We start from the raw sequence: 24,389 nt of genomic DNA, 5'->3' as shown, positions 1-24,389 counted from the left end.
GCATCGCCGGGAGTTCAATGCTCTTCATACTGGATGAAAGAGGGATCAGCGAGATCGGCAAAACGCGTGAATTCCGCCTGGAAGGCGAGCTTCACCGTGCCCGTCGGCCCGTGGCGCTGCTTGGCGATGATGACGTCGGCCGTGCCCTTCACCTTGTCGAACAGCGCTTCCCATTCCGGATATTTCGGATCGTGGGGATCACGCGGCTCCTGGTTCTTGACGTAATATTCCTCGCGGAACACGAACAGCACGACGTCGGCGTCCTGCTCGATCGAACCGGATTCACGAAGGTCGGAAAGCTGCGGCCGCTTGTCGTCACGGCTTTCGACCTGACGCGACAGCTGCGACAGCGCAATGATCGGAACGTTGAGCTCCTTGCCGAGCGCCTTCAGGCCGGTGGTGATCTGGGTGATTTCCTGGACGCGATTGTCGCTGGATTTACCCGAGCCGGTCATCAGCTGCACGTAGTCGACCACGAGCACGTCGAGGCCGCGCTGACGCTTGAGGCGGCGCGCGCGGGCCGAAAGCTGAGCGATAGAGATACCGCCGGTCTGGTCGATATAGAGCGGCACCTTCTGCATCATCATCGAGCAGGCGACGAGCTTTTCGAAATCGGCATCGTTGATGTCGCCGCGGCGGATCTTCGAGGAGGAGACTTCCGTCTGTTCGGAGATGATACGGGTGGCGAGCTGTTCGGACGACATTTCGAGCGAATAGAAGCCGACGACGCCGCCATTCCTGGCCTTCATACTTCCGTCCGACTGCACCTCGCCCTCGTAGGCGGCGGCGATATTGTAGGCGATGTTGGTGGCAAGCGAGGTCTTGCCCATGCCCGGGCGCCCGGCGAGGATGATCAAATCCGAACGCTGCAGGCCGCCCATCTTGGCGTCCAGCGAGTGGATGCCGGTGGAAATGCCGGAAAGGCCGCCGTCGCGTTCCTTGGCGACGGCCGCCATGTCGATCGCCAGCGCAACGGCGTCGTTGAAGGACTGGAATCCGCCGTCATAGCGGCCGTTTTCCGCGAGTTCGAAGAGCCGCCGTTCGGTATCCTCGATTTGCGACTGTGGCGGCATGTCGAGCGGTGCGTCATAGGCGATGTTGACGACGTCCTCGCCGATGGTGATCAGCGCCCGGCGCAGCGCCAGGTCATAGATCGCTCTTCCGTAATCCTCGGCATTGATGACGGTGACGGCGTTGCTGACCAGGCTCGCCAGATATTGCGAAACCGTCATGTCGCCGACCTTTTCGTCGGCCTTGAGGAAGGTCTTGATCGTTACCGGGTTGGCGATCTTGCCCATGCGGATAATGTCGCCGGCCACCTCGAAGATCTTCCGGTGCAGCGGTTCGTAGAGATGGATCGGCTTGAGGAAATCCGACACCCGGTAATAGGCGTCGTTGTTCATCAGGATGGCACCCAGAAGCGCCTGCTCGGCTTCGATGTTGTTGGGTGCTTCGCGATAATGCTGCTCCGAGGGAGCAACAGCTGCAATCTTTCGAGCGGCGTCGTTCATCATCATCCGTTCTGTCTTTTTCCAACTCCGGATTTGCAATTCCGGATGGAGAAAATCAAGGGGCTGCAAAAGGAGCGGAGGCCCGCATCGCCTAAATCCCGAACGCTGTGCACGTTGTTCGACTTCTCCACAGTCCAGGGGCGACACAAGCGAGAAATACCGGGAGTGTCACCCTGAGGACACGGTACGGAGCCGACTCAGCTCATTCGTTCCGGAGATGGACATGGTAACGCGATGACATCGGGCACGCAGCAAAAACATCAGGAAATCCCCCGATAAAAGGTCTCCCCGGTTGTTTCCCATCAAGCGAATGAAACGAAAAAGCCCGGCGCAACGGCCGGGCTTCCCTCACGCGGATCGTGTCCGGCGAGACTTATGCTTCGTCTTCGTCGATGCCGTCGGCTTCCGGATCGAAGAAATCTTCCGGACGCAGTGCGTCTTCGTCGACGCCGTAGATCGCGTCGACCGAGGTGAGTTCTTCGCCCTTGGCCTGGCGCTCAGCCTCATCGGCGGAACGGGCAACGTTCAGCTCGACATTGATTTCGACTTCGGCATGCAACTGAAGCTCGACCTTGTGCAGGCCGATCGCCTTGATCGGCGTGTTCAGGTGAACCTGGTTGCGGCCGATGTTGAAGCCTTCGGCGGCGAGAATCTCGACGACGTCACGGGCAGCGACCGAGCCGTAGAGCTGGCCGGTTTCGCCGGCGGAGCGCACGACGATGAACGACTTGCCGTCGAGAACGTCGGCGACCTTCTGGGCTTCCGACTTGCGCTCGAGGTTGCGGGCTTCGAGCGTCGCGCGCTCGGCTTCGAAGCGGGTCTTGTTGGCGGCGTTGGCGCGCAGCGCCTTGCCGAGCGGCAGCAGGTAGTTACGGGCAAAGCCGTCGCGAACCTTTACGGTTTCGCCCATCTGGCCGAGCTTGGAGATGCGTTCGAGAAGGATGACTTCCATTTTCTTTGTCCTTTCTGTGTCTCAGATTTTCGTATCGGGTTGTTTGGGGGCATCGGCATCTTTCGCCGGGGTCAGCGCGATCGCCTTGCGCGTATCGACGAGACCGAGGACGAGGATGAGGAGAGCTGGCAGCAGCATGAGCATGGAGGCCAGGTAGCAGAGGATGAGGGCCGGCAAACGCCAGTCTTTGCCGCGCGTGCGGAAATGCAGCGAGGCGAAGCCGGAGAGCATGAAGCCGGCGCCGAAAGTGCCGATCACGGTTGCGCCGATCAGCGCCGGAACGCCGCCGAAGAAGCAGGCGGCAAGCCCGGCGAGGAAGACGAAGATCGAGTTGCGGTTCATGCGCAGCGATGAGGGAATGTCCTCGCGGGGGCGAAGGCCGCGGCCGGATGCTGCGACGATGCGCACCGCGAAATAATAGGCTGCGAACAGCATCGTCACCCACATGCCGCCCTGCAAAGCCGGCAGCATCAACAGGATCAGCGATTTAGTCTGCGCGGTCGCCGCCGGATCCGGCATGAATTCCGGCTGCTGCTGCTTGACGGAGGCGATCAGCAGATCGACGATCGGATCGGTGATCTCAGGCCCGTAGCCGATCATCACACCGATGACGATGACGGCGAACGTCACCAGGCCGCAAAGATGCAGCAGGATATCGGAGAGCGGATACCAGGCGAGCAGGTGGTCCGGACCGCCGAGTTCGGATGCGGGGCGGGCGAGATTGGCGAGGTGGCTGAGCCAGCCGGCCGGCAGCAGCGTCACCAGCGTCATGATCAGCGCGAAGGAGGGCGAGATGAAGGCCGCGCCAAGTGCGGCTGCAGTGACGACGGCCACAATCGCGGCGACATTGCCCCAGCCGAGCCCGACAAGCAGGATCGGCAGTGCCGAAGCAGTATAGAGGAGCGCGCTGAAAAACGACGGCTGCACGCTCGCGCCGAGCACCAGCAGGGCAGCGGTCAAGCCGGCGAGTGCGCCGGTCAGCAGCGTTTTAAGATCCAGTCGTTTCAAGGTCGCTGTCCTGCTTCATCAAGCAGTTAGAGGATGTTGCTGAATCGAATTCAGAAACGTCTCAACATGGGTTTTAACAGTTCCGATCCGCGCCCATCGCGGAAGGGAGGCAACCCCCGGATCAGAAATCCGGGGGTCACATATTCTATCAGGCGACGACGTACGGCAGCAGGCCGAGGAAACGGGCGCGCTTGATCGCCTGGGCGAGTTCGCGCTGCTTCTTCTGGGAAACGGCCGTGATGCGGGACGGAACGATCTTGCCGCGCTCGGAAATGTAGCGCTGCAGCAGACGGACGTCCTTGTAGTCGATCCGCGGTGCGTTTGCGCCGGAGAACGGGCAGGTCTTGCGGCGGCGATGGAACGGGCGGCGGACTGGTGCGGAGGAAGCTTCAGACATTCTTATATCTCCTTATGCACGGTCTTCGCGGGGAGCGCGATCTGGACGCGGGCCACGCTGGAAGTCGCCGTCACGGCGCGGCGGACGGTCGCCGAATTCGCGGCGCGGGCCACGGTCGCCGCCTTCACGCGGGCCGCGGTCGTCGCGGTCGCGCTTCTGCAGCATGGCAGACGGGCCTTCTTCGTGCTTTTCGACGGCGATGGTCATGTAGCGAAGAACGTCTTCGCTGATGCGCATCTGGCGTTCCATTTCCTGGATCGCAGCAGCCGGAGCATCAATGTCCATCAGCGCATAGTGCGCCTTGCGGTTCTTCTTGATGCGGTAGGTGAGGGACTTGAGGCCCCAGTTCTCGATACGCCCGACCTTACCGCCGTTAGCTTCGATCACGCCCTTGTACTGTTCTACGAGGGCGTCGACCTGCTGAGCGGAAATATCCTGCCGGGCAAGGAATACATGTTCATAAAGAGCCATGACAGCTTTGCCTTTCTTGCGTTTGGTTCAACCCGATATTCGGCGGCTAAGCCTCAACGACTGCTCCTGATTGGGCGGACCCAGGCAAGAAAGCGTTTTCCGAGACGGTCGAGAGCGGAGACACGGGAGGCTGGAACGCTTCCGTTCCGAACGATTTCCGAGGAAACCGGCCCTCCGTTCAGCCACCAGCCAGAAGACCGGGTTAACGAACAGCGCGGCTTATACGGATTTTTTGGGGAAAGGCAACCCCAATCGGACATTCGAGCCCGACTGAGATCAAGCGGTAGCGCCGGGGCGGGCCATCAAAGCGTCAGCGGATACTGCCGGTGCACCTTGGCAATCTCCGCCAGCACCTCGTCCGAAAGCTTTAGCTCGGCCGCGCCGAGATCGATTTCCAGCTGTTCCATCGAGGTCGCGCCGATGATGACCGAGGTCATGAAGGGCCTCGATCGGCAGAAGGCGAGCGCCATGACTGCCGGGTCGAGACCGTACCTTGCGGCGAGCGCCAGATAGGCCTTGGTCGCCGGCTCCTGCAGCGGCTGCAGACGGCCGCCGATATCGGGATTGATCGAGGCGCGCGACCCCTTCGGCCTGCCGCCATCGACATATTTGCCGGTCAGGATGCCGCCGGCGAGCGGCGAATAGGCGAGCAGCCCGACGTCCTCGTGATGCGAGAGTTCGGCGAGATCGAGGTCGAAATGGCGGTAAAGCAGATTGTACTCGTTCTGAACGCTGGCGACGCGCGGCAGGCCCTTCTGTTCGGAGAGGGTCAGGTATTTCTGGATGCCCCAGGTGGTTTCGTTGGAAAGGCCGATCGCCCGGATCTTGCCTTCCTTGACCAGCGCGCCGAGCGTTTCCAGGATGTCGAGCATGTTGGCGACGGCCTTGTCGCGATCCTGGTTGAAGGGGTTGTAGCTCCAGTTCTGCCGGAAGTGGAAATGGCCGCGGTTCGGCCAGTGCACCTGATAGAGGTCGACAAAATCCGTCTTCAGCCGCTTCAGGCTGGCCTCGAGCGCCAGGCGGATATTCCTCGCGTCGGCGCCTTCGCCGCCGCGCAGATAATCGCGGCCGCGGCCGGAGACCTTGGTGGCGAGCACGATTTCCCTTCGCTTGCCGGTCTTTTCGAACCAGCTGCCGATATAGTCTTCGGTCCAGCCCTGCGTTTCGGGCGAAACCGGGGTGGTCGGATAAAGCTCGGCGGTATCGAAGAAATTGACACCCTTTGCGACGGCGTAATTCATCTGCGCATGCGCGTCGGCTTCGCTGTTCTGCGAACCCCAGGTCATGGTACCGAGGCAGATCTCCGAAACGGAAATGTCGGTACGGCCGAGTGAATTGTACTTCATGCAAAAACCTTAGGGGTTGGAGCCTTGGGGAGGACCGGGCAAATCTAGGCCGGATTTGACGGAGCGCAAGAGCAAAAACCCGGCTTTTGCGCCGGGGCGAAAGGCTTTGCGCAGAAGGTGCCGCCACTTGACTCTGCCGGAAAGAATGTCAATTGGAGGCAAAACAGCCTCGAGGGGCGCAATCAGGGACATCAGAATGACCATTGCTTTCACTTTTCCCGGCCAGGGCAGTCAGGCCGTCGGCATGGGCAAGGATCTGGCCGAGAATTTCGCGGAAGCCCGCGCCGTTTTCGAAGAAGTCGACGAGGCGCTCGGTGAAAAGCTTTCGGACGTCATGTTCAACGGTCCGGAGGACACGTTGACCTTGACGGCGAACGCCCAGCCGGCGCTGATGGCCGTCTCGATCGCCGTAGTCCGTGTTCTCGAAGCCAAGGGGCTGGATCTGAAGTCCAAGGTCGCCTTTGTCGCCGGCCACTCGCTGGGCGAATATTCGGCACTTTGCGCCGCCGGCACCTTTTCGCTCGCCGATACGGCGCGGCTGCTGCGCATTCGCGGCAATGCCATGCAGGCCGCCGTCCCCGTCGGCGTCGGCGCCATGGCGGCGATCATCGGGCTGGAACATGCCGACGTCGCAGCCGTCTGCGAATCGGCGGCCGCCACCGGCGCCTGCCAGATCGCCAACGACAATGGCGGCGGCCAGATCGTCATTTCGGGCGAGAAGGCGGCCGTCGAAAAGGCCGCCGGTCTGGCAACCGACAAGGGCGCCAAACGCGCCATCCTGCTGCCGGTCTCGGCTCCCTTCCATTCCAAGCTGATGGCGCCCGCCGCAGAGGCGATGCGCGCAGCGCTGGCGACGGTCGCCAAGTCGGATCCCGTGGTGCCCCTCATCGCCAATGTCCGCGCCGCCCCGGTGACGGGTGCCGACGAGATCACGAACCTCCTGGTCGAACAGGTGACCGGCCAGGTCCGCTGGCGCGAGACCGTGGAGTGGTTCGCCGGCAATGGCGTGACCACGCTTTATGAACTCGGTTCCGGCAAGGTGCTGACCGGTCTTGCCCGCCGCATCGACAAATCAGTCAACGGCATCTCCGTCGGCGGTCCGGCGGATATCGACGCGGCCGTCGCCGCCCTCATGGCCTGATTGATATCTCCAGATATAAGGAACGTTTCCATGTTCGATCTTTCCGGCCGCAAGGCTCTCGTCACCGGCGCATCGGGCGGTATCGGCGAGGAAATCGCCCGCCTTCTTCATAAGCAGGGCGCCACCGTCGGCCTGCACGGCACCCGCGTCGAGAAGCTGGAAGCGCTGGCGGCCGAGCTCGGCGAGCGCGTCAAGATCTTCCCGGCCAACCTGTCGGACCGCGATGAGGTCAAGGCGCTCGGCCAGAAGGCCGAAGCCGAACTCGAAGGCGTGGATATCCTCGTCAACAATGCCGGCATCACCAGGGACGGCCTCTTCGTGCGGATGAGCGACGAGGACTGGGATGCCGTTCTCGAAGTCAATCTGACGTCGACGTTCCGCCTGACGCGCGAGTTGACGCACCCGATGATGCGCCGCCGTTATGGCCGCATCATCAACATCACCTCCGTCGTCGGCGTCACCGGCAATCCGGGGCAGGCCAACTATTGCGCCTCCAAGGCCGGCATGATCGGCTTCACCAAGTCGCTGGCCCAGGAAATCGCCACCCGCAACGTGACCGTCAACTGCGTCGCACCCGGCTTCATCGAAAGCGCCATGACCGGCAAGCTGAACGACAAGCAGAAGGAAGCGATCATGGGGGCGATCCCGATGAAGCGGATGGGCACGGGCGGCGAAGTCGCTTCGGCGGTTGCCTACCTCGCGTCCTCCGAAGCTGCCTACATGACCGGCCAGACACTGCACGTAAACGGCGGCATGGCGATGATCTGAAACGACAAACCATCGGCATGGGGATAATTACGCCAATAGCATGTTGAGCAATCACGAAGCGTTGATTTTCTGGCTTTGCGGCAGACTTAAACCATGTTAAGCGGGCCATGACTGTGAACAGTCGTCCCGAGAAAGCAGACGGACCGGCGGGCTTTTCGCAAGCCTCGGAAATCTCTGAAGCCGGGTAAACGAGTTTGCCGAGGATGTCTGAAAACATCGCAGGCTGAAACAGGGTAGGGGTGCCGCAAGGGCATTCCGATCAGGACATAAGGTCGAGGAAACCGACATGAGCGATATCGCAGAACGCGTAAAGAAAATTGTTATTGATCATCTTGGCGTCGATGCCGACAAGGTCGTCGAGAGCGCCAGCTTTATCGACGATCTGGGCGCCGACTCGCTCGACACGGTCGAACTTGTCATGGCTTTCGAAGAAGAATTCGGCGTTGAAATCCCCGACGACGCTGCCGACTCGATCCTGACGGTCGGCGATGCAGTGAAGTTTATTGAGAAGGCCCAGGCCTGATCCTGTAGATTTGAGAAAGGGCGGGCCTGGAGTCCGCCCTTTTCTTTTCGGCCTATTTCTCCATAGAACATAAGAGACGGGGGAAAGCACGCGATGAGACGTGTCGTCATCACTGGTACCGGCATGGTATCACCCTTGGGATGCGGAACTGAGGTGACGTGGTCGCGGCTGCTCGCCGGCCAGAACGGCGCCCGCCTCGTCACCGAATTCGAGGTCGACGACCTTCCCGCCAAGATCGCCTGCCGTATTCCGCTCGGTGACGGCGCCGACGGCACCTTCAATGTCGATCAGTGGATGGAGCCGAAGGAACAGCGCAAGGTCGATCCCTTCATCATCTACGGCATGGCCGCCGCCGACATGGCGCTGGCCGACGCGAACTGGCATCCCGAGAGCGATGAAGATCAGATCGCCACCGGCGTGCTGATCGGCTCCGGCATCGGCGGCATCGAAGGCATCGTCGAGGCAGGTTACACCCTGCGCGACAAGGGCCCGCGCCGTATCTCCCCCTTCTTCATTCCCGGCCGCCTGATCAATCTGGTTTCCGGCCAGGTGTCGATCCGCCACAAGCTGCGCGGACCCAATCATTCGGTCGTCACCGCCTGCTCGACCGGCGCTCATGCGATCGGCGATGCCGCGCGGCTGATCGCGCTGGGCGATGCCGACGTCATGGTCGCCGGCGGCACGGAATCCCCCGTCAGCCGCATTTCGCTGGCAGGCTTTGCCGCCTGCAAAGCGCTGTCGACCCAGCACAACGACGACCCGCAGAAGGCTTCGCGTCCCTATGACCGCGACCGCGACGGCTTCGTCATGGGCGAAGGCGCCGGCATCGTCGTGCTCGAAGAGCTGGAACATGCCAAGGCGCGTGGCGCCAGGATTTACGCCGAGGTCGTCGGCTACGGCCTGTCGGGAGACGCCTATCACATCACCGCACCCTCCGAAGACGGCGAGGGGGCCGGCCGCTGCATGGCGATGGCGCTGAAGCGTGCCGGGCTGACGCCGGCCGATATCGATTACATAAACGCTCACGGCACTTCGACCATGGCCGACACGATCGAACTCGGCGCGGTCGAGCGGCTGGTCGGCAATGCGGCGTCGAAAATCTCCATGTCCTCGACCAAGTCGGCGACCGGACACCTTCTCGGCGCTGCCGGCGCCATCGAGGCGATCTTCGCCACGCTGGCCATCCGTGACAATATCGCGCCGCCGACGCTCAATCTCGACAATCCCGAACGCGAGACGGCGATCGATCTTGTTCCGCACAAGGCTCGCGAGCGAGAAATCAACGTGGCCCTGTCCAATTCGTTCGGATTCGGCGGCACGAACGCATCGCTCGTGCTGCGCCGTTACGCGCAGTAAAGGGCTTGCCATAGCAGGCGCGCTAGAGTTGAACGACCGGCAACGGGTTCGTTGAACTGTGGCAGAACCTGTTTTTGCCGCATTGCTTCGCGAAATAGCGGAATGAGGGCCAAGTTTTAGAGGATTGCCGGTGAGCGATACGACGAACCAGAGCAACGACAGCCAGGCGCAGAAGGGACCGATCATCCCGAAGTCGCCGAACGAGGCCCTGCGTCCGGAACGCGTTCCGGAGCCGCCGAAACGCTCCAAGAACGCGCGCAGCCAGATCGTCCTCTTTCTGAACTTCATCATGACGATGGCGGTCCTGGTCTGCGTCGTCGCGGTCATCGCCTTCTACTACGCGACATCGACCTATCAGAGCCCGGGTCCGCTACAGACGAACACCAATTTCATCGTCCGCAACGGCGCGGGTCTCGCCGAAATCGCTTCGAACCTCGAGCGCAATGCGATCATCTCCGATGCCCGCATCTTCCGATATCTGACGGCGACACATCTTTCCGCCGGCGAGAGCCTGAAGGCCGGCGAATACGAGATCAAGGCGAAAGCCTCCATGAGCGATATCATGGAGCTGCTGAAATCGGGCAAGTCCATTCTCTATTCGGTTTCCTTCCCCGAAGGCCTAACGGTTCGCCAGATGTTTGACCGCATGCTGCAGGATCCGGTCCTGGAAGGCGACCTGCCGGCCGCACTGCCGGCCGAAGGCAGCCTGCGTCCTGACACCTACAAGTTCTCGCGCGGTACCAAGCGTTCGGAGATCATCGAACAGATGGCGGCGGCACAGCAGAAGCTCGTCGATCAGGTCTGGGACAAGCGTGATTCCTCGCTGCCGCTGCGATCCAAAGAGGAATTTGTCACGCTCGCCTCCATCGTCGAGAAGGAGACCGGCGTTCCCGACGAACGTGCCCATGTCGCCTCCGTTTTCCTGAATCGGCTTGGCAAGGGCATGCGCCTGCAGTCCGATCCCACGATCATCTACGGGCTCTTCGGGGGCGAGGGAAAGCCGGCCGACCGACCGATCTACCAGTCGGACCTGAAGCGGGACACGCCCTATAATACCTATGTCATCAAGGGCCTGCCGCCGACGCCGATCGCCAATCCCGGCAAGGATGCGCTGGAAGCCGTCGCCAACCCTTGGAAAACCCAGGATCTCTATTTCGTTGCCGACGGCACTGGCGGCCACGTTTTCGCCGCGACGCTCGAAGAGCACAATGCCAACGTCAAGCGCTGGCGCAAGCTCGAGGCCGACAAGGGTTCGGATCCGAACATTGCGGTCGACGGCCAGCCGGAAGAGCAGCCGGGCGAGAACGGCGCGACTGTCGTGCCGCCGAAGAAAAAGAAGATCAACTGACGGATTTCGGGAGGCTCGCATGGCTTTGCAGTCCATGACCGGTTTTGCGCGGCGTGAGGGAACGAGCGGCCGCTGGCGCTGGGCATGGGAATTGCGCTCGGTCAACGGCAAGGGCTTCGACCTGCGCCTGCGGCTGCCGCCCGGCCTTGAACGCATGGAGGCGGAGGTCCGCCGCCTTGCCGGCGAAAGTTTCAGCCGCGGCAACCTGCAGGCCTCGCTCTCGGTCACTGCCGACGAGAACCGTTTCGAGGCGGTGCTGAACAGGCAGGCGCTTGCCGCCGTGCTTGCCATGCGCGAGCAGCTGGTGGACGTGATCGATCCGGCGCCGCTGAAGCTCGATACGCTGCTTCTGGTGCGCGGCATCGTGGAGTTCCGCGAGGGCGAGGACGGCGAGGATGCTCTGGCCGCCCGGGATGCCGATATTGCCGCCGGCCTCATGGGCGCGCTTGCCGACCTCCGCGCGATGCGCGAACAGGAAGGGGCGGCGCTCTCCCGCATTCTTCTCGATCACGTCGCAACGATCGAGGGCCTGACGCGGACGATCGAGACGGATCCCTCGCGCTCGCCGCAGGAGATCGCCTCCCGGCTCGTGGCACAGGTCGCCTTGCTGATGGACGGCATGGCTGCGCTCGACCGCGACAGGCTGCATGCCGAAGCCGCGCTGTTGGCGACCAAGGCGGATCTGCGCGAGGAAATCGACCGCCTGAAGGCGCATGTCGCCGCAGCGCGCGATCTCCTGGTGAAAGGCGGACCTGCCGGACGCCGGCTGGACTTCCTTGCACAGGAATTTAACCGCGAATCGAATACCATCTGCTCGAAGTCGAATGCCTCGGCGGTTACCGCCGCGGGGATCGAGTTGAAAGTCGTGATCGACCAGTTCCGCGAGCAGGTCCAGAATTTGGAGTAAGACATGAAACCGGCGAAATCCTCGCCCGTGCAGATCGCCCGCCGCGGTCTGATGCTTGTCATCTCGTCGCCGTCAGGCGCCGGCAAGTCCACCATCGCGCGCACGCTGCTGGAGCAGGACAGGCAAATCGGCCTCTCCGTCAGCGTCACCACGCGCCAGCGCCGCCCGAGCGAAGTCGAGGATGTGCATTACCACTTCAAGAGTGTGCGCGAGTTCGAGCGGCTGCGCGATAGCGACGCGCTGCTGGAATGGGCCGAGGTGCATGGCAATTTCTACGGCACGCCGCGCGAACCTGTGGAGCAGGCGATGGCCGAGGGCCGCGACATGCTCTTCGATATCGACTGGCAGGGCGCCCAGCAACTGCAGGAGAAGATGTCGGCCGACGTCGTCTCGATCTTCGTGCTGCCGCCGACCATGACGGAACTCCAGTCGCGGCTGCACCGCCGCGCCGAGGATTCCGAGGAGGTCATCCAGACGCGTCTTGCCAACAGCCGCGCCGAGATCGGTCACTGGCGCGAATATGACTATGTCATCGTCAACGACGATCTCAACGCTGCCTTCGACTCCGTCCAGTCGATCGTCAAGGCCGAACGCCTGCGCCGCGACCGCCGCCATGGCATGTTCGATTTCGTCCGTGGATTGCTGGAAGAGACGCCGTCGCTCTAAATAAAAGCATATCGCGCAAAGCTGCGCACCGGTTAAGGGCGCTTTAAAGGCTGCTTGCCAGAAGGCAGAACTCCTCGACGGACAACGTCTCCGCCCGCCGCGCCGGATCGATCCCGGCCTTGACGAGCAGACTCTCGCCGCCGAGTGGCTTCAGGCTCTGGCGCAGCATCTTGCGGCGCTGGCCGAAGGCGGCCTGCGTCACCTTTTCCAGATTGGCGACGGAGCAGGGGATGGGATTTTCCCGGGGCGTCAGATGCACCACTGTCGACGTCACCTTCGGCGGCGGTGTGAAGGCTTGCGGCGACACGTCGAAGGCCATGCGTGCCTCGGTCCGCCAGCCGCAGAGCACGCCGAGACGGCCGTAATGGTCGTCGTCCTCGCCGGCGACGATACGCTCGCCGACTTCCTTCTGAAACATCAGCGTCAGCGACTGCCAGAACGGCGGCCAGGCTCCCGGCAGCAGCCAGTTGACCAGCAGCTGCGTGCCGACATTATAGGGCAGGTTGGCGATGATCTTGACCGGGCCTTGCGGCGCCAGGGACTCGAAATCCGTCTTCAGCGCATCTCCTTCGATCACCTCCAGCCGGCCGGGATAGTGATCGGCGATCTCGGCGAGCGCCGGCAGGCAGCGCGTGTCCCGCTCGATGGCGATCACCTTCCTGGCGCCAAGCGCCAGGATCGCGCGCGTCAGCCCGCCTGGGCCAGGGCCGACCTCGATCACGGTCGTTCCTTCGAGCGCTCCTGCCGTGCGGGCGATCTTCTGCGTCAGGTTGAGATCCAGCAGGAAGTTCTGTCCGAGCGCCTTGCGCGCATCGAGGCCGTGACGCTGAATGACGTCGCGAAGCGGCGGCAGGCCATCGAGTGCTGCCATCAGCGGCGGCTTTCCCAAGTGCGGCCGAGTTGGAAGGCGAGCTTCAGCGCCGCAACGAGGCTCTGCTCGCGCGCCAGCCCTTTGCCGGCAATGCCGAAAGCGGTGCCGTGATCCGGCGAGGTGCGCACGAAGGGAAGTCCTAGCGTGACGTTGACGCTATCGTCGAACCCGAGCGCCTTGGCGGGGATCAGGGCCTGATCGTGATACATGCAGATGGCGACATCGTATCGCGCCCGCGCCTCGTCATGAAACATCGTATCGGCGGGCAGGGGGCCGATGGCGTCGATACCCTCGTCGCGCAGGTGCTCGATTGCCGGGCGGATGACATCCTCGTCTTCCCTGCCGATTGTTCCGGTTTCGCCGGCATGGGGATTGAGGCCGGCAACCGCGAGCCGCGGCGCATCGATGCCGAAGCGCTGCCTCAGATCTTCGTGAGCGATCCGGCAGGTTTCCATGACCAATTTGTCCGTCAGCGCTTGCGGCACGTCCCGCAGCGGAATGTGAATGGTGACGGGAATGGCCCTGAGCTTCGGTCCGGACAGCATCATGACAGGGGTCACCGGCCTGCCGGTTGCCCTGGCGGCGAGATCGGCGAGAAATTCGGTATGGCCGGGAAAGCGGAAGCCCGCCTCATAGAGCACGGCCTTGGCGATCGGATTGGTGACGACTGCGAGCGCCTCGCCGCCGATGACAAGCGATACGGCTTTCTCGATCGCCGCGATCGTGCCTTTCGCCGTAGCCACATGCGGCTCACCGGCCACGACCTCAATACCAACAGGCACGCTCATGACGGGCAGTGCATCGGCAAATATGCCGGTGGCCTCGTCGACCCTGTCGATCTCACGGATAGAAACCGCCAGGTTGAGCTGGCGGGCTCGCAAGGCCAAGACATCAGGATCGCCGATCAGGAAAAAAGGCGGGAGCCCAAGTTCACGCCGCCGGAGCCAGGCCATCAGCGTGATATCCGGCCCGATGCCGGCGGGATCGCCCTGGCTCAGCGCAAGCGGCCGTGAGAACGGTATAGCCATCGTCGGTCAGCGATAGGCGATCTGCGCCTTCTTGCGCAGTTCATCCAGATATTTCTTGCTGTTCTCGTTTTCCGGCGGACCATTCTTGGCGGCCTTGGACTTGTCGAGATCCTCCTGGCGGAAGACCATTTCAGCGGCCTGGTCGTCGGAAACCTGACGTTGGCTGCAGATCGCCAGATATTCGACACCCTTGTCGGTGACGCGGGTGCCGGTCGTGTTGCCCTTGGCCTGCTCGACCAGAGGCTTCCACTCCGGCGGGATTTCGGGAGCGAGCATGCGGCCGAGGTCGCGCACGGCGACATCGCGCATCGTTGCGGCAAAGACCTTTGCCTGGTCGCAGCCGGGGAATTTCGAGCGCGACGCCTCGGCCTCGCCCTTGCGCTTGCCGGTGATGGCGGCGCGCTTGGCTTGCGGGATGACGAAGATGATCTGCTGCAGCATATATTCCGTCGTCACCGGCTTCTGCTTGTTGTTCTGCATCATGCGCGAGACGAGATCATAATTCGACAGCCGCGAGGTAGAGCCGTAGCGCGCATTGACGACACGCGGCCAGCTCATCTGCACGGCGATGAAGCCCTTGAAATGGTCGACGCCGACGCCGGCGCGGTCGAGGATCTGCGACATCTGCTCAACGGAAAGCTTGTTGCCGGCCGAAAAGCGCGCGAAAGACGCGTCGACGTCCTGCTGCGAAACCGACATACGGACGCGGGCGACCTCCTGCCGCTTGAGCGTTTCGTCGATCAACTGCTCCTTGGCGGTCTTGGCATCGGCCTTCGTATGCTGCAGGCGCAGGAAGGCCTGCCGCTTGGCGACATCGCCGCTGGTGATGGCAGTGCCGTTCACCACGGCCTGCACTTCGCTTGCCGCCAGCGCCGGGCCCGCAAGGCCCGTCAGCAAGGCAAGTGCCGCGCCGGTGAGAAAGGCGGTTATGGCTTTTTTCGCGTCAATCATCTGTTGACCTCCCAATAGCGCCGCGAGACGGTATTCGCGGCGTTCTTACCACAGTGCGAGACACGCGGAAATCGCTTCCGTCACGGCGCGAATCCCCTATGCCTCAGATATCGGCTGGCGGCAATGTCCTGCACAGGCTTACGGCGAAAGAATGACTTGAGGCCATGTTCACGTCGTCCGCCGCTAGTTGGAGAGGGTATCGGTGCCGATCTTGATGTCGCCGAGCGTGCGGAACGTCAGCCGCGCGCCGATCGTCCAGTCGCTTGCCGACTCGTCCTCGGAATCCCTGCTGTCCGTATAGGCGATCGTGAAGATCGTGCATTCGTCCTCATAGGAAAGGCCGAGCGTCCGGCGGCTGATCACATCATTGTTCAGATCCCAGGCGATGCCGCCGAATATCGACCAGTAATCCTTGAACTTGACTTTGCTGCTGGTCTGGATCTCGTCATTGTCCTCGGCGAAGCCATAGGCCGGCTGGGCGCTGAGATGGGTGTAGGTCACCTGCGTCTGGAAGGTGTCGTTCTGGTAGGCCGTCGTCAGGTCGCCGCGCCGGAACTCGAAATCCTTCTCGTCGAGACGGTAGGAGGCGGCGACGGAGACACCGTATGGCGTTTCGACGCCCCCGAGACCGACATAATCGGACCGATCGGTTTCGAGGCCCGAATCCGCGCCGACATTGACGAGGTCGTCGGTCGCGAACGAGTTCTGGCCGGCGATCTGGTAAGACTGGCCGAAGATGCCGTGCAGCTTGTAACCGCTGTCGAAAGTCCCGGTATACTGGACGCCGACATTGGCGCGGGTGCCGCCTTCAATACGATCGTAGCCTGAGAACTTGTCGCGGTCGAAAAGCGACGTGGCGTCGAAGACGAAGCTTTGCGCATCCTCGTTCGGCAGCCGGCCGGCGAGTTGCTCGTCGGGGCGGGCATAGATCTGCGCGATCGGCTCGAGGATATGCGTGCTGTTTTCCGTCGTCATCAGAATTGGATAACGCACCTCCAGCCCGGCGGTGAGCATCGAACGGGTGGCGGAATTGTCGTCAAGGTAATTGCCGGCGTAACCGGTCGGATCGTTCATGTTCAGCGCGAAAGCGTCGCCGCGCGCGGCCAGAAGCGGCGTGATCACCAGGCCGGTCGGCGTGACGTAGGTGCGTTTCCACTGAAGTTCGGCGGTCAGACGCGACGTCTGGCCCTTCAGGCCGCGGAAGCGGTCGAATCCGTCGACAGTATAGAAGTCGTCATGCGTGCGCGAAATATTCGTCAGGTTGACATCTGCGGACAGTTCGCCGCCTGCAAGCGGCTGGGGGGCTACATAATGATAATCGAGCGCGGGATAGACGATCGCCTGCTGTTTTTCGGCGGTGTTCGTGCGGTCGGCATCCTGGACGTCGAAATAAAACGCCCGCATGTCGAAATAATTCCGCTTGCCAAGCCCGGTCAGGTAGATCTGGTTCGTGCGATCGGTGCCGCTCAGGCCGCGGAGCTTGTATGTCTTCGAGAAATTGTTGTCGCTCTGCATCATGACGTCCCAGCCGAACGTCCAGCGCGGATTGATGCGGAACTCCGCCTTTGACGCCACCATGCCGCGCTGCTCGGCTTCGGCATCGCTGGTACCGGAGCTGAAATTGCCCGGGCTCGCCTGGTCGATGCCGGCGACGCGCAGGATATGCGTGCCGTTTTCGAAGCGCTGACGGAATTCGCCTTCGACGAGGAAGCCCTGGGCCGTGTAGCCGGTTGCGGTGACCGTCGCATCCATGCTCGGCGAGATCACGTAATAATAAGGAATGGAAAGACCGAAGCCGAGATTCTGCGACAGGCTCATCGTCGGGAACAGGAAGCCGGACTTGCGCTTCACCGTATTGTCGGGAACCTCGATGAACGGCACGAAGGCAATCGGGTAGCCGAGCAGCTCGAAGCGAGCCCGCTCCAGGCGGATCGTATGAGTCTCGCCGTTCTGGATCACGCGCTTGGCCTTGACCTGCCAGAAGGGCGCACGCTTCGGATCTTCGGCGCAGGGAAGGCAGGCGGTGTAGACGCCCTTGTTGAGAATCATCTTCGTGCCGCCGACACGCTCACCGCTTTCGGCGACGATACGCGTATTGTCGGCGGTCTCGATGCGCAGCGAGTTCAGGAACCCGTCGGCAAAATTGTCGGTCACGTCTAGGTTGTCGGCATAGATGCGGTTGCCGTCCGGGCTGACGAGCTCGACATTGCCGATCGCCATCATCCGGCCGGTCTTCTGATTGTACTCGACCTTCTGCGCGACCATTTTGTAGCCGCCATAGTTGATCTGTACGCCGCCGACCGCCGAGACGAGCTCGGCGTCACGGTTATAGACGAGTTCGTTGGCCGAAAGCAGAAGCTTGGCCCCTTCGGGAATCTTATTCTCGATATTTTGCTCAGGCGTGCTGGCCTGGCCGTAGGAGGCCGGGGCGCTGCCGAAATAGGAACATAGAGCCGCACCGACAAGCAGGGCAACCAGTTGTTTACTAAAATACTTGCGGTCGCCTACCGCCACTAGCCGTCCTCCTGATGAAGCAAAATAGTCGCGCCCAAGGCCAGCGCGACGACCACCGGTATCCAGGTCGCCACGAAGGGAGGCACGACTCCACTGCTTCCGAATGCTTTTACAAGCACGGTGATGACATAAAGCATGAAGCCTGACAGGATTCCACCCAGAATCACGGGGCGGGATTGGTTGAACCGGCTAAATTTTAGGGACACTGTTGCAGCAATGAGAGTCATGGCCACTAGCAGCAATGGCTGGGACAACAGAGAGTTGAATTGCGTCTCCAATGCCTTGGTCGAGATGCCGAAGGATTTGGCCGCCGCGATGCGGTTGGAAAGGTCAAAGAAACCAATTGTTTCCGGCGCTGTCAGCCGCTCCTGGACGAAATCCTGTTTCAGATTGGTGCGAAGTTGGACCGAAGCTTTGCGCAGCGGGATTTCCCCAGGCTTACGCTCAACGACGCCGTTAAGCTGCCAGTAACCATCTTCCAACTTTGCCGTGGCGGCATCCTGTCTCAGAATGACTCGGCCGCTTGAATCGAAATGGATCAACACGGCGTCAACCAGCTTGGTGCCGTTCTCCTGGACCGTCTGCGCGCCGATGATGACATCGTCGCGGCCGCTGATCTGGCGCAGCCACGGAATCTGCGGCGCCTTGCGCAGAACCGCGTTTTCGCCGCGCCAGTCGGATTCGACGAGCAGTGCCTGGCGCTGTCCCCAGGCGGCAAGCGGATTGAGCGCCGTCATCGTCAGTACGCCGAGCGCCAGCGAGCCGGCGATGAAGGGAAACATGAACTGCCAGACCGAGATGCCGGCCGCGCGGGTGACGACGAGCTCATATTTGCGATTGAGCCCGATCAGCACCGTCATGCCGACGAAGAGCGCGATGAAGGGGATTGTCTGCTGCAGGATGAGCGGCAGGCGCACGGCGGTCATCACGATGCCGCCGCCGATGGTGTAGCCGGGCAGACCGGACATGCGGCCCGCCGTCTCGCTGAAATCGAGGAGGAAGGCGATCGCCGACACGCCGATCAGGAACCAGCCCGTCGTCGCCAGGTAGCGGCGAAAGAAATAGCGCGACAATGTCCCGAACATCATTGGGCAGCGCCCCCGCCGGACCTGCTGGTCGCGGCAAGCAGTCTTTCCTGCATCCGTCTCCAGGAGGCCGATATCCGCTCCCAGATGAACGAAGGCATGACCAGCCGCTTGTGCATGCTGAGGAAAATGATCGAGACGATGCTGCTGACGATCGGAATGGCGTAGAGAACGGCGATATATTCCGGATCGGTGTCGATTTGGTTCGCCGCGTAGAAGGCAGCCCATCGGAACGCGAAGGCATAGGCGAGCGCGCTCACCATCGGATGCAGCCGTGCTTCGCGATGCGACCGCGCATCGCCGGCGATCGCCAGCGAAAACAGGGCAAAGACGACAGGCAGGATCCAGTCCGTCAGCCGCCGATGCAGTTCGGCGCGATAGCTCTGCGGCCGGATCGTAAAGTCTTTGTCGTTCGGATCCGGATTGAACAGGAACCATAGGTCGCGGTCGCTGGCTTTCAGTGTCGCCTGACCGCGGTTCTCCGTCATGTCAGAGAGGTCGAAGGAATAGGAATCGAAATTGATGACCGAGACGTTGCCGTCAGGCGTTTTGCGGTGCACCTCGCCGTCATGCATGATCAGCGTCGTGCCGGTATCGTCGACCGCGCCTTCCTTGGCGTAATAGATCAGCTCATAGGCCGGGTCCCGCTCATCGGCGACGAACAGGCCTTTCAGCATGCGGCCCGCCAGACGCTTCGAGATCTGCACATAGAGACCCTCGTCGATCTTGCGGAAGGTTTTTTCCTCGATAACCGAGGAGAGCAGATCGGCATAGGTTTCGGCGATCATCTGGCGCGCCACGGTCTTTGCCCGCGGCTCGACGATATTATCGACGAAGAAGGAAAAGACGCTGATGACGGCGGCAAGCAGCAGGATCGGGCGGATCAGAATACTGCGCCGTGCCCCGGCCGCGTCGATGACGGTCAGCTCGGAATCGTTGTTCATCGTCGTCAGCGTCTGGGTGATGGCGATGACAAGCGCGAAGGGCAGCACGACAGGAATGATCGACGGCAGGATCATCGTCGCCAGCTTGGCGAACGACCCGATCGACTGGCCGCTGTCGGTGACGAGGTTGATGCGCTGCAGCACCTGTGTCGTCCAAATGATCGCCAGCACGGGCAGGAGCGCCACGAGAAACATCTGGCCGACGCGCCGCAATATGTATGTCTCGAGTAGTTTCATGCCGGCCCTTGAAAGCACCTGCAGGCCCCAAACGGCTTGCAGGAGAATCCCTCTACGCTCTTTGTCGCGCTTTTGCGACAAGCAGGTGTCAAAAATTCATTCAAATTTCAGAATTTTTTTGGCTCTGTTGCGACTCAGTTAACGCCAGAAGCGCTGCGAAGACGACAAGCGAGGACAGCCATCCGAGCGTCACGTCGGAGAGGTAATGCGCGCCGAAGGACAGCCGCATGGCCGGCGTGAGGATCGAGATCGCGGCGACCGGCGGTACCAGCGCGTAGCGCAGCGATTTCGGAACGAAGAGCAGCAGGCACAACAGCCAGCCGGCGCTCGCCGCCTCGCCGGAGACGAAGGAGCAGTTTGACACGCATTTGCCGGCAAGCGAACCGGCCTCGACGAAATGCAGGGCGCCGCCGAAAATATCCGTCTGCACCGGCCGCGGCCGGCCCCAATGTTCCTTCAGGATGACATTGACGAATAGCACCGGCCCGATCAGCAGCGTTCCCAAGGCGACTTTGAGCTTGCGCGCCCGCTCGGCATTGAAGGTTGCGCCGTGCTGCTGGTAACATTCGATGAGCTTCCACACCATCACGATCGCCACGACATAGGGGAGGCGGAAGAAGATCGTGCGCAGCAGGTCGAAGTCCCCCGAGTCGCGATAGGGAAAGCCGCCGCAGATGCTTCCGGCAGCGACGGTCGCGTCGCAATCGGTGCTCACGAAAAAAAGCTGGGAAAAATAGATGTCGATCCCGGGGAAGGCGCGGAAGACGATCAGCAGCCCCCACCACGCCCAGAACAACAGCATGAATGCACCGAAGGTCGTCTTCGGCAGGCGGATCACCGGGCCCCGCCATCGATTTTTCGAAAAAACTGTCAACGCGAATATCTACGAAACTGACGAAAACATGTGGGCCTGGACGGCCGCGGGCGACCATAACAAGTGTCGCAAGCCATTGACAGACCCGACAAACGCGAAATTATCCGCCAGGGACGGATTTCAGAGAATCCCAGCGGAGAAGACATGTCAGCAAAGTTTGAAATTTCATTCTCGAAGTCGGCGAAGCTCCATGGCGGGCTGGCGATCCTGTTGAAGACTGCGGAGGCCGACGGCGCCGCAGGCGCTGAAACGGCCGATCCGGCAGGCGTGATCGCCAAGGCTGCGAAGATCGCGCGATTCTCCGGAAAATCCATGGCCGCGCTCGATATCGTCGCCCCGGAAGGTGCGCCGGTCGAACGCATCGTCGTCCTCGGGCTTGGCAAGGCCGCCGAACTCACCGCCCATGACTGGCTGAAGGCCGGCGGTGCTGCGGCATCGAAAATCAAGAATACCGACAAGGCTGCCATCTTCATCGACGTCCCCGGCCTGACGACGGACGCGCGCGCGGCCGCCGATTTTGCGCTCGGCATGCTGCTGCGGGGCTACAGCTTCGACGCCTATAAGACAAAGAAGAATGACGACGAGGAGAAGCCGGCGAAATCCGTCAAGGTGACGATCGTCACCGCCGATGCGACCGGCGCCAAGAAGGCATTTTCCGATTCCGAAGCGATCGCAGGCGGCGTCAATCTTGCCCGTGACCTTGTCAACGAGCCGCCGAATGCACTTGGCCCAGTCGAATTCGCCGCCAGGGCAAAGGAACTGGAAAAACTCGGCGTCGACGTGGAAATCCTGACCGAGAAGGAAATGCGCCGTCTCGGCATGGGCGCCTTGCTCGGCGTCGCCCAGGGTTCCGTGCGCCCGCCGCGTCTCGCGATCATGCAGTGGAAAGGCGGCAAATCCAAGGATCGTCCGATCGCCTTCATCGGCAAGGGCGTCGTCTTCGACACCGGCGGCATTTCCATCAAGCCGGCCGCCGGCATGGAGGACATGAAGGGGGATATGGGCGGCGCCGCCGCCGTGACCGGCCTGATGCATGTGCTCGCCTCCCGCAAGGCCGCCGTCAACGCCGTCGGCATCATCGGCCTGGTCGAGAACATGCCTGATGGCAACGCCCAGCGTCCCGGCGATATCGTCACCTCCATGTCCGGCCAGACGATCGAGGTGATCAATACCGATGCCGAGGGCCGCCTCGTGCTCTGCGACGCGCTCTGGTATTGCAATGATCGCTTCAAGCCGCAGTTCATGATCAATCTCGCCACCCTGACCGGCGCAATCGTCGTGGCGCTCGGCAATGTGCATGCCGGTCTGTTCTCCAATGACGATGAGCTTTCCGGCCAGCTGACGGCGGCCGGCCTTTCGACCAATGAGAAACTCTGGCGCATGCCGCTCGGCAAGGATTACGACAAGCTGATCGACAGCAAGTTCGCCGACATGAAGAACACCGGCGGCCGCCAGGCCGGCTCGATCACCGCGGCACATTTCCTCAAGCGTTTCGTGCAGGAGACACCCTGGGCGCATCTCGATATCGCCGGCACGGCGATGGGCTCGCCGCAGGATGAGATCAACCAGTCCTGGGGATCGGGCTTCGGCGTGCGCCTGCTCGACGAGCTCGTTCGCGCCCATTATGAAGCCTGATGACCGACATTCTCTTCTACCATCTGACCGAAACCAGGCTGGAAGACGCGCTTCCGCCGCTCATCGACAAAAGCGTCGAGCGCGGCTGGCGCGTCGCCGTTCAGACGCGTGAGCCGGCGCGGCGCGATGCGCTCGATGCGCATCTTTGGACGTTCCGCGAAGAGAGCTTCCTGCCGCACGGCACCGACGAGGCCGATTTCGCCGAGAACCAGCCGGTGCTTTTGACGATCACGTCGGACAACGCCAATGCGGCGACGGTGCGTTTCATCGTCGACGGCGCCGAGCCGCCGCCGGCAGACCTTTACGAGCGCATCGTCTTCATGTTCGACGGTCACGATCAGGAGCAACTGGAAGCGGCGCGCGCGCAATGGAAGAGGCTGAAAGGCGAGGGGCATAACCTCACCTATTGGCAGCAGACGCCGGAAGGACGGTGGGAGAAGAAGGCCTGACTAGGCCCCTAGAGCCTTTCCTGGTTAGATTGAAGCATTCTGCCGGAGCAGGTTTTCGTCAGGGCAGAGGCGATTGGCGACGGGCATATCCCTTGGTACGTCCGAGCCGATCGCCTCTGATCCTGGCTAGAGATGCCCGGCCCACCGGCCGCACCGCTTCGCTATGACGAAGCGATAAGTGCGTCCGGCGCTTTTGAGTCTTGCAGATTTGCCAGGCAAATCTGCGGGAGGGTTGGCTGAAACGGGCCGGCTGATCGACCGGCCGGCTTGGCCGTAGAGCTGGGCTACGACGCGCGCCGGCCGGTCGACCATCCGACTCCGTTTGAGCCAACAGAATGATTCAATCTAACCAGGAAAGGCTCTAGGATGGTCCTTGCCGTCGGGCTGACAGGCAAGGATCGCGAAGTGGCTCAATCGTGGAAGGCTTCGACGAATTTCCGCTTGCCGAGCATGAAGGCGTCGGCGACATGGCGCAGCGGCGCCAGATCGACATCCGATTTGCCGGCCTTGATGATTTCAGCAAAGCGACGGTAGAGCGAGGGATACTCCTGCTCCGGTTCGGCGAAGGTCAGCGTCCCGTTGATCGAAAGCTTGGCGCCGCCTTCGGCAAGCACCATCTGGCCGGCTGCCGTTTCGGCGACGATGTCCCAGCTCTGCTTGCCGGTCTGGCGCCAGTCGAATTCGGCGCGAACCGGCAGGCCGTCGGCATTGCGGAAACGAATGTCGGCGGCGATCGGCGCATCGCGGTTTTCGGGAAATTCGAGCACCGCCTCGGTGATGAAGATCGGTCGCGGCAGGATGTGGGTGACGATCGATAGCGCATTGATGCCGGGATCGAAAACGCCGAGACCGCCGGCCTGCCAGATCCATTCCTGGTTCGGATGCCAATGGCGGACATCCTCTTTCCAGATCACATGCACGCTTTCAATCGTCGTCGAAGCAAGAAACGTCTTGGCGGCTTCGACCGCCGGCGCATAGCGCGAATGCCAGCTGGCAAAGAGCGACGCGCCCTGCTTTGCGGCAAGCGCCTCGAGATCGGCCACTTCGCTCAGCGTCGCGCCGGGCGGCTTTTCCAGGAAGACATGCTTGCCGGCGACGAGCGCCTTATAAGCGGCCTCGTAGCGGTATTGCGGCGGCATGCAGAGCGAAACGGCGTCGATCGAAGGCTCGGCGTCGAGCATCGCCTCGATCGTCGTATAGCTGTTGATGCCTTCGACCGTGCCGTGGCGGCTGGCCGTGGCGACGAGTTTGAAATCGGCGTTCTTGGCGATGGAGGGGAGGTGCTGGTCGCGGACGATCTTGCCGACGCCGACGATGGCGAGATTGATGGGAGACATGGTGTTTCGCTCGAACCTGTGAAAAGTATGATTTATTGCGCGTCTTGTAGCAGAAAGAGGAGCGCCGACA

Annotated in this window: 23 protein-coding genes; 9 read left to right on the top strand and 14 right to left on the bottom strand. The window is 61.9% G+C overall.

All coding sequences use genetic code 11. The features are described from left to right. Window positions 1-14: 14 nt before the first annotated feature. From K6M89_RS04135 to K6M89_RS04110, 6 genes are all read right to left on the bottom strand, one after another. Window positions 15-1,511, bottom strand: a complete 1,497-nt coding sequence (locus tag K6M89_RS04135) for a replicative DNA helicase (RefSeq protein WP_012483300.1) — start codon at window positions 1,509-1,511, stop codon at window positions 15-17. Between the two features lie 373 nt (window positions 1,512-1,884). Continuing rightward, window positions 1,885-2,463: a 50S ribosomal protein L9 gene (gene rplI, locus K6M89_RS04130; protein ID WP_038687995.1), complete on the bottom strand. Its 579-nt coding sequence runs from the start codon at window positions 2,461-2,463 to the stop codon at window positions 1,885-1,887. Between the two features lie 21 nt (window positions 2,464-2,484). Beyond that, window positions 2,485-3,471: a DUF2232 domain-containing protein gene (locus K6M89_RS04125; protein ID WP_222138517.1), complete on the bottom strand. Its 987-nt coding sequence runs from the start codon at window positions 3,469-3,471 to the stop codon at window positions 2,485-2,487. A gap of 148 nt (window positions 3,472-3,619) precedes the next feature. Then, a complete protein-coding gene (gene rpsR / locus K6M89_RS04120; protein ID WP_004680498.1) occupies window positions 3,620-3,868 on the bottom strand; it encodes a 30S ribosomal protein S18 in 249 nt (82 codons plus the stop codon). A gap of 12 nt (window positions 3,869-3,880) precedes the next feature. Further along, window positions 3,881-4,339 carry a 30S ribosomal protein S6 gene (gene rpsF, locus K6M89_RS04115; protein ID WP_004680499.1) on the bottom strand — a complete coding sequence of 153 codons (459 nt, stop codon included), beginning with the start codon at window positions 4,337-4,339 and terminating at the stop codon, window positions 3,881-3,883. A gap of 302 nt (window positions 4,340-4,641) precedes the next feature. Further along, window positions 4,642-5,685 carry an aldo/keto reductase gene (locus K6M89_RS04110; RefSeq protein WP_222138516.1) on the bottom strand — a complete coding sequence of 348 codons (1,044 nt, stop codon included), beginning with the start codon at window positions 5,683-5,685 and terminating at the stop codon, window positions 4,642-4,644. 196 nt (window positions 5,686-5,881) lie between these two features. Here K6M89_RS04110 and fabD point away from each other — a divergent pair, with 196 nt between their 5' ends. The 7 genes from fabD to gmk all read left to right on the top strand — a co-directional run bounded on the left by fabD (window position 5,882) and on the right by gmk (window position 12,394). After that, window positions 5,882-6,826, top strand: coding sequence for an ACP S-malonyltransferase (gene fabD / locus K6M89_RS04105; protein ID WP_222138515.1), 945 nt, complete (start codon window positions 5,882-5,884; stop codon window positions 6,824-6,826). A gap of 30 nt (window positions 6,827-6,856) precedes the next feature. Then, entirely contained in the window at window positions 6,857-7,594 is a 738-nt protein-coding gene (gene fabG, locus K6M89_RS04100; protein WP_097606383.1) for a 3-oxoacyl-[acyl-carrier-protein] reductase, read from the top strand. A gap of 286 nt (window positions 7,595-7,880) precedes the next feature. Beyond that, window positions 7,881-8,117, top strand: coding sequence for an acyl carrier protein (locus K6M89_RS04095; RefSeq protein WP_003547058.1), 237 nt, complete (start codon window positions 7,881-7,883; stop codon window positions 8,115-8,117). 93 nt (window positions 8,118-8,210) lie between these two features. Continuing rightward, the gene (gene fabF, locus K6M89_RS04090; protein ID WP_097580302.1) at window positions 8,211-9,473 is read left to right on the top strand and encodes a beta-ketoacyl-ACP synthase II; all 1,263 of its coding nucleotides are present in this window, start codon (window positions 8,211-8,213) and stop codon (window positions 9,471-9,473) included. Between the two features lie 130 nt (window positions 9,474-9,603). Further along, window positions 9,604-10,821 (top strand): endolytic transglycosylase MltG, encoded by a 1,218-nt coding sequence (gene mltG / locus K6M89_RS04085; protein WP_222138514.1) that lies wholly within the window; start codon window positions 9,604-9,606, stop codon window positions 10,819-10,821. Between the two features lie 19 nt (window positions 10,822-10,840). Further along, window positions 10,841-11,728: a YicC/YloC family endoribonuclease gene (locus K6M89_RS04080; RefSeq protein WP_222138513.1), complete on the top strand. Its 888-nt coding sequence runs from the start codon at window positions 10,841-10,843 to the stop codon at window positions 11,726-11,728. A 3-nt stretch (window positions 11,729-11,731) separates the two neighbouring features. After that, entirely contained in the window at window positions 11,732-12,394 is a 663-nt protein-coding gene (gene gmk / locus K6M89_RS04075) for a guanylate kinase (protein WP_097580303.1), read from the top strand. Between the two features lie 43 nt (window positions 12,395-12,437). On the opposite strand, the gene rsmA is transcribed toward gmk, so the two are convergent. From rsmA to K6M89_RS04040, 7 genes are all read right to left on the bottom strand, one after another. Continuing rightward, entirely contained in the window at window positions 12,438-13,265 is an 828-nt protein-coding gene (gene rsmA / locus K6M89_RS04070) for a 16S rRNA (adenine(1518)-N(6)/adenine(1519)-N(6))-dimethyltransferase RsmA (RefSeq protein WP_222138512.1), read from the bottom strand. After that, a complete protein-coding gene (gene pdxA, locus K6M89_RS04065; protein ID WP_222138511.1) occupies window positions 13,265-14,293 on the bottom strand; it encodes a 4-hydroxythreonine-4-phosphate dehydrogenase PdxA in 1,029 nt (342 codons plus the stop codon). The genes rsmA and pdxA overlap by 1 nt, the downstream gene beginning before the upstream one ends. Before the next feature lie 6 nt (window positions 14,294-14,299). Then, entirely contained in the window at window positions 14,300-15,244 is a 945-nt protein-coding gene (locus K6M89_RS04060; RefSeq protein WP_222138510.1) for a SurA N-terminal domain-containing protein, read from the bottom strand. A gap of 183 nt (window positions 15,245-15,427) precedes the next feature. Beyond that, window positions 15,428-17,758 (bottom strand): LPS-assembly protein LptD, encoded by a 2,331-nt coding sequence (locus tag K6M89_RS04055; RefSeq protein WP_097580307.1) that lies wholly within the window; start codon window positions 17,756-17,758, stop codon window positions 15,428-15,430. Further along, window positions 17,758-18,846, bottom strand: coding sequence for an LPS export ABC transporter permease LptG (gene lptG, locus K6M89_RS04050; protein ID WP_064682109.1), 1,089 nt, complete (start codon window positions 18,844-18,846; stop codon window positions 17,758-17,760). The genes K6M89_RS04055 and lptG overlap by 1 nt, the downstream gene beginning before the upstream one ends. Continuing rightward, the gene (gene lptF / locus K6M89_RS04045) at window positions 18,843-20,024 is read right to left on the bottom strand and encodes an LPS export ABC transporter permease LptF (protein ID WP_097580329.1); all 1,182 of its coding nucleotides are present in this window, start codon (window positions 20,022-20,024) and stop codon (window positions 18,843-18,845) included. Before lptF ends, lptG begins: the two co-directional genes overlap by 4 nt. Window positions 20,025-20,124: 100 nt before the next feature. Further along, complete coding sequence (locus tag K6M89_RS04040) at window positions 20,125-20,898, bottom strand: phosphatase PAP2 family protein (RefSeq protein WP_097580308.1); 774 nt, start codon at window positions 20,896-20,898, stop codon at window positions 20,125-20,127. 144 nt (window positions 20,899-21,042) lie between these two features. Between K6M89_RS04040 and K6M89_RS04035 the strand changes: the two genes are divergently transcribed. Further along, window positions 21,043-22,533 (top strand): leucyl aminopeptidase, encoded by a 1,491-nt coding sequence (locus K6M89_RS04035; RefSeq protein ID WP_222138509.1) that lies wholly within the window; start codon window positions 21,043-21,045, stop codon window positions 22,531-22,533. After that, window positions 22,533-22,982, top strand: a complete 450-nt coding sequence (locus K6M89_RS04030; protein WP_222138508.1) for a DNA polymerase III subunit chi — start codon at window positions 22,533-22,535, stop codon at window positions 22,980-22,982. Before K6M89_RS04035 ends, K6M89_RS04030 begins: the two co-directional genes overlap by 1 nt. Before the next feature lie 410 nt (window positions 22,983-23,392). Here the strand turns inward: K6M89_RS04030 and K6M89_RS04025 are convergent, their stop codons facing one another. Further along, window positions 23,393-24,319 (bottom strand): Gfo/Idh/MocA family protein, encoded by a 927-nt coding sequence (locus K6M89_RS04025; protein WP_222138507.1) that lies wholly within the window; start codon window positions 24,317-24,319, stop codon window positions 23,393-23,395. Window positions 24,320-24,389 lie beyond the last annotated feature (70 nt).

The organism is Rhizobium croatiense, assembly GCF_019793465.1.
GTDB classification, from domain to species: Bacteria; Pseudomonadota; Alphaproteobacteria; order Rhizobiales; family Rhizobiaceae; genus Rhizobium; species Rhizobium croatiense.
This window is presented reverse-complemented; position numbering and strand designations above follow the sequence as displayed.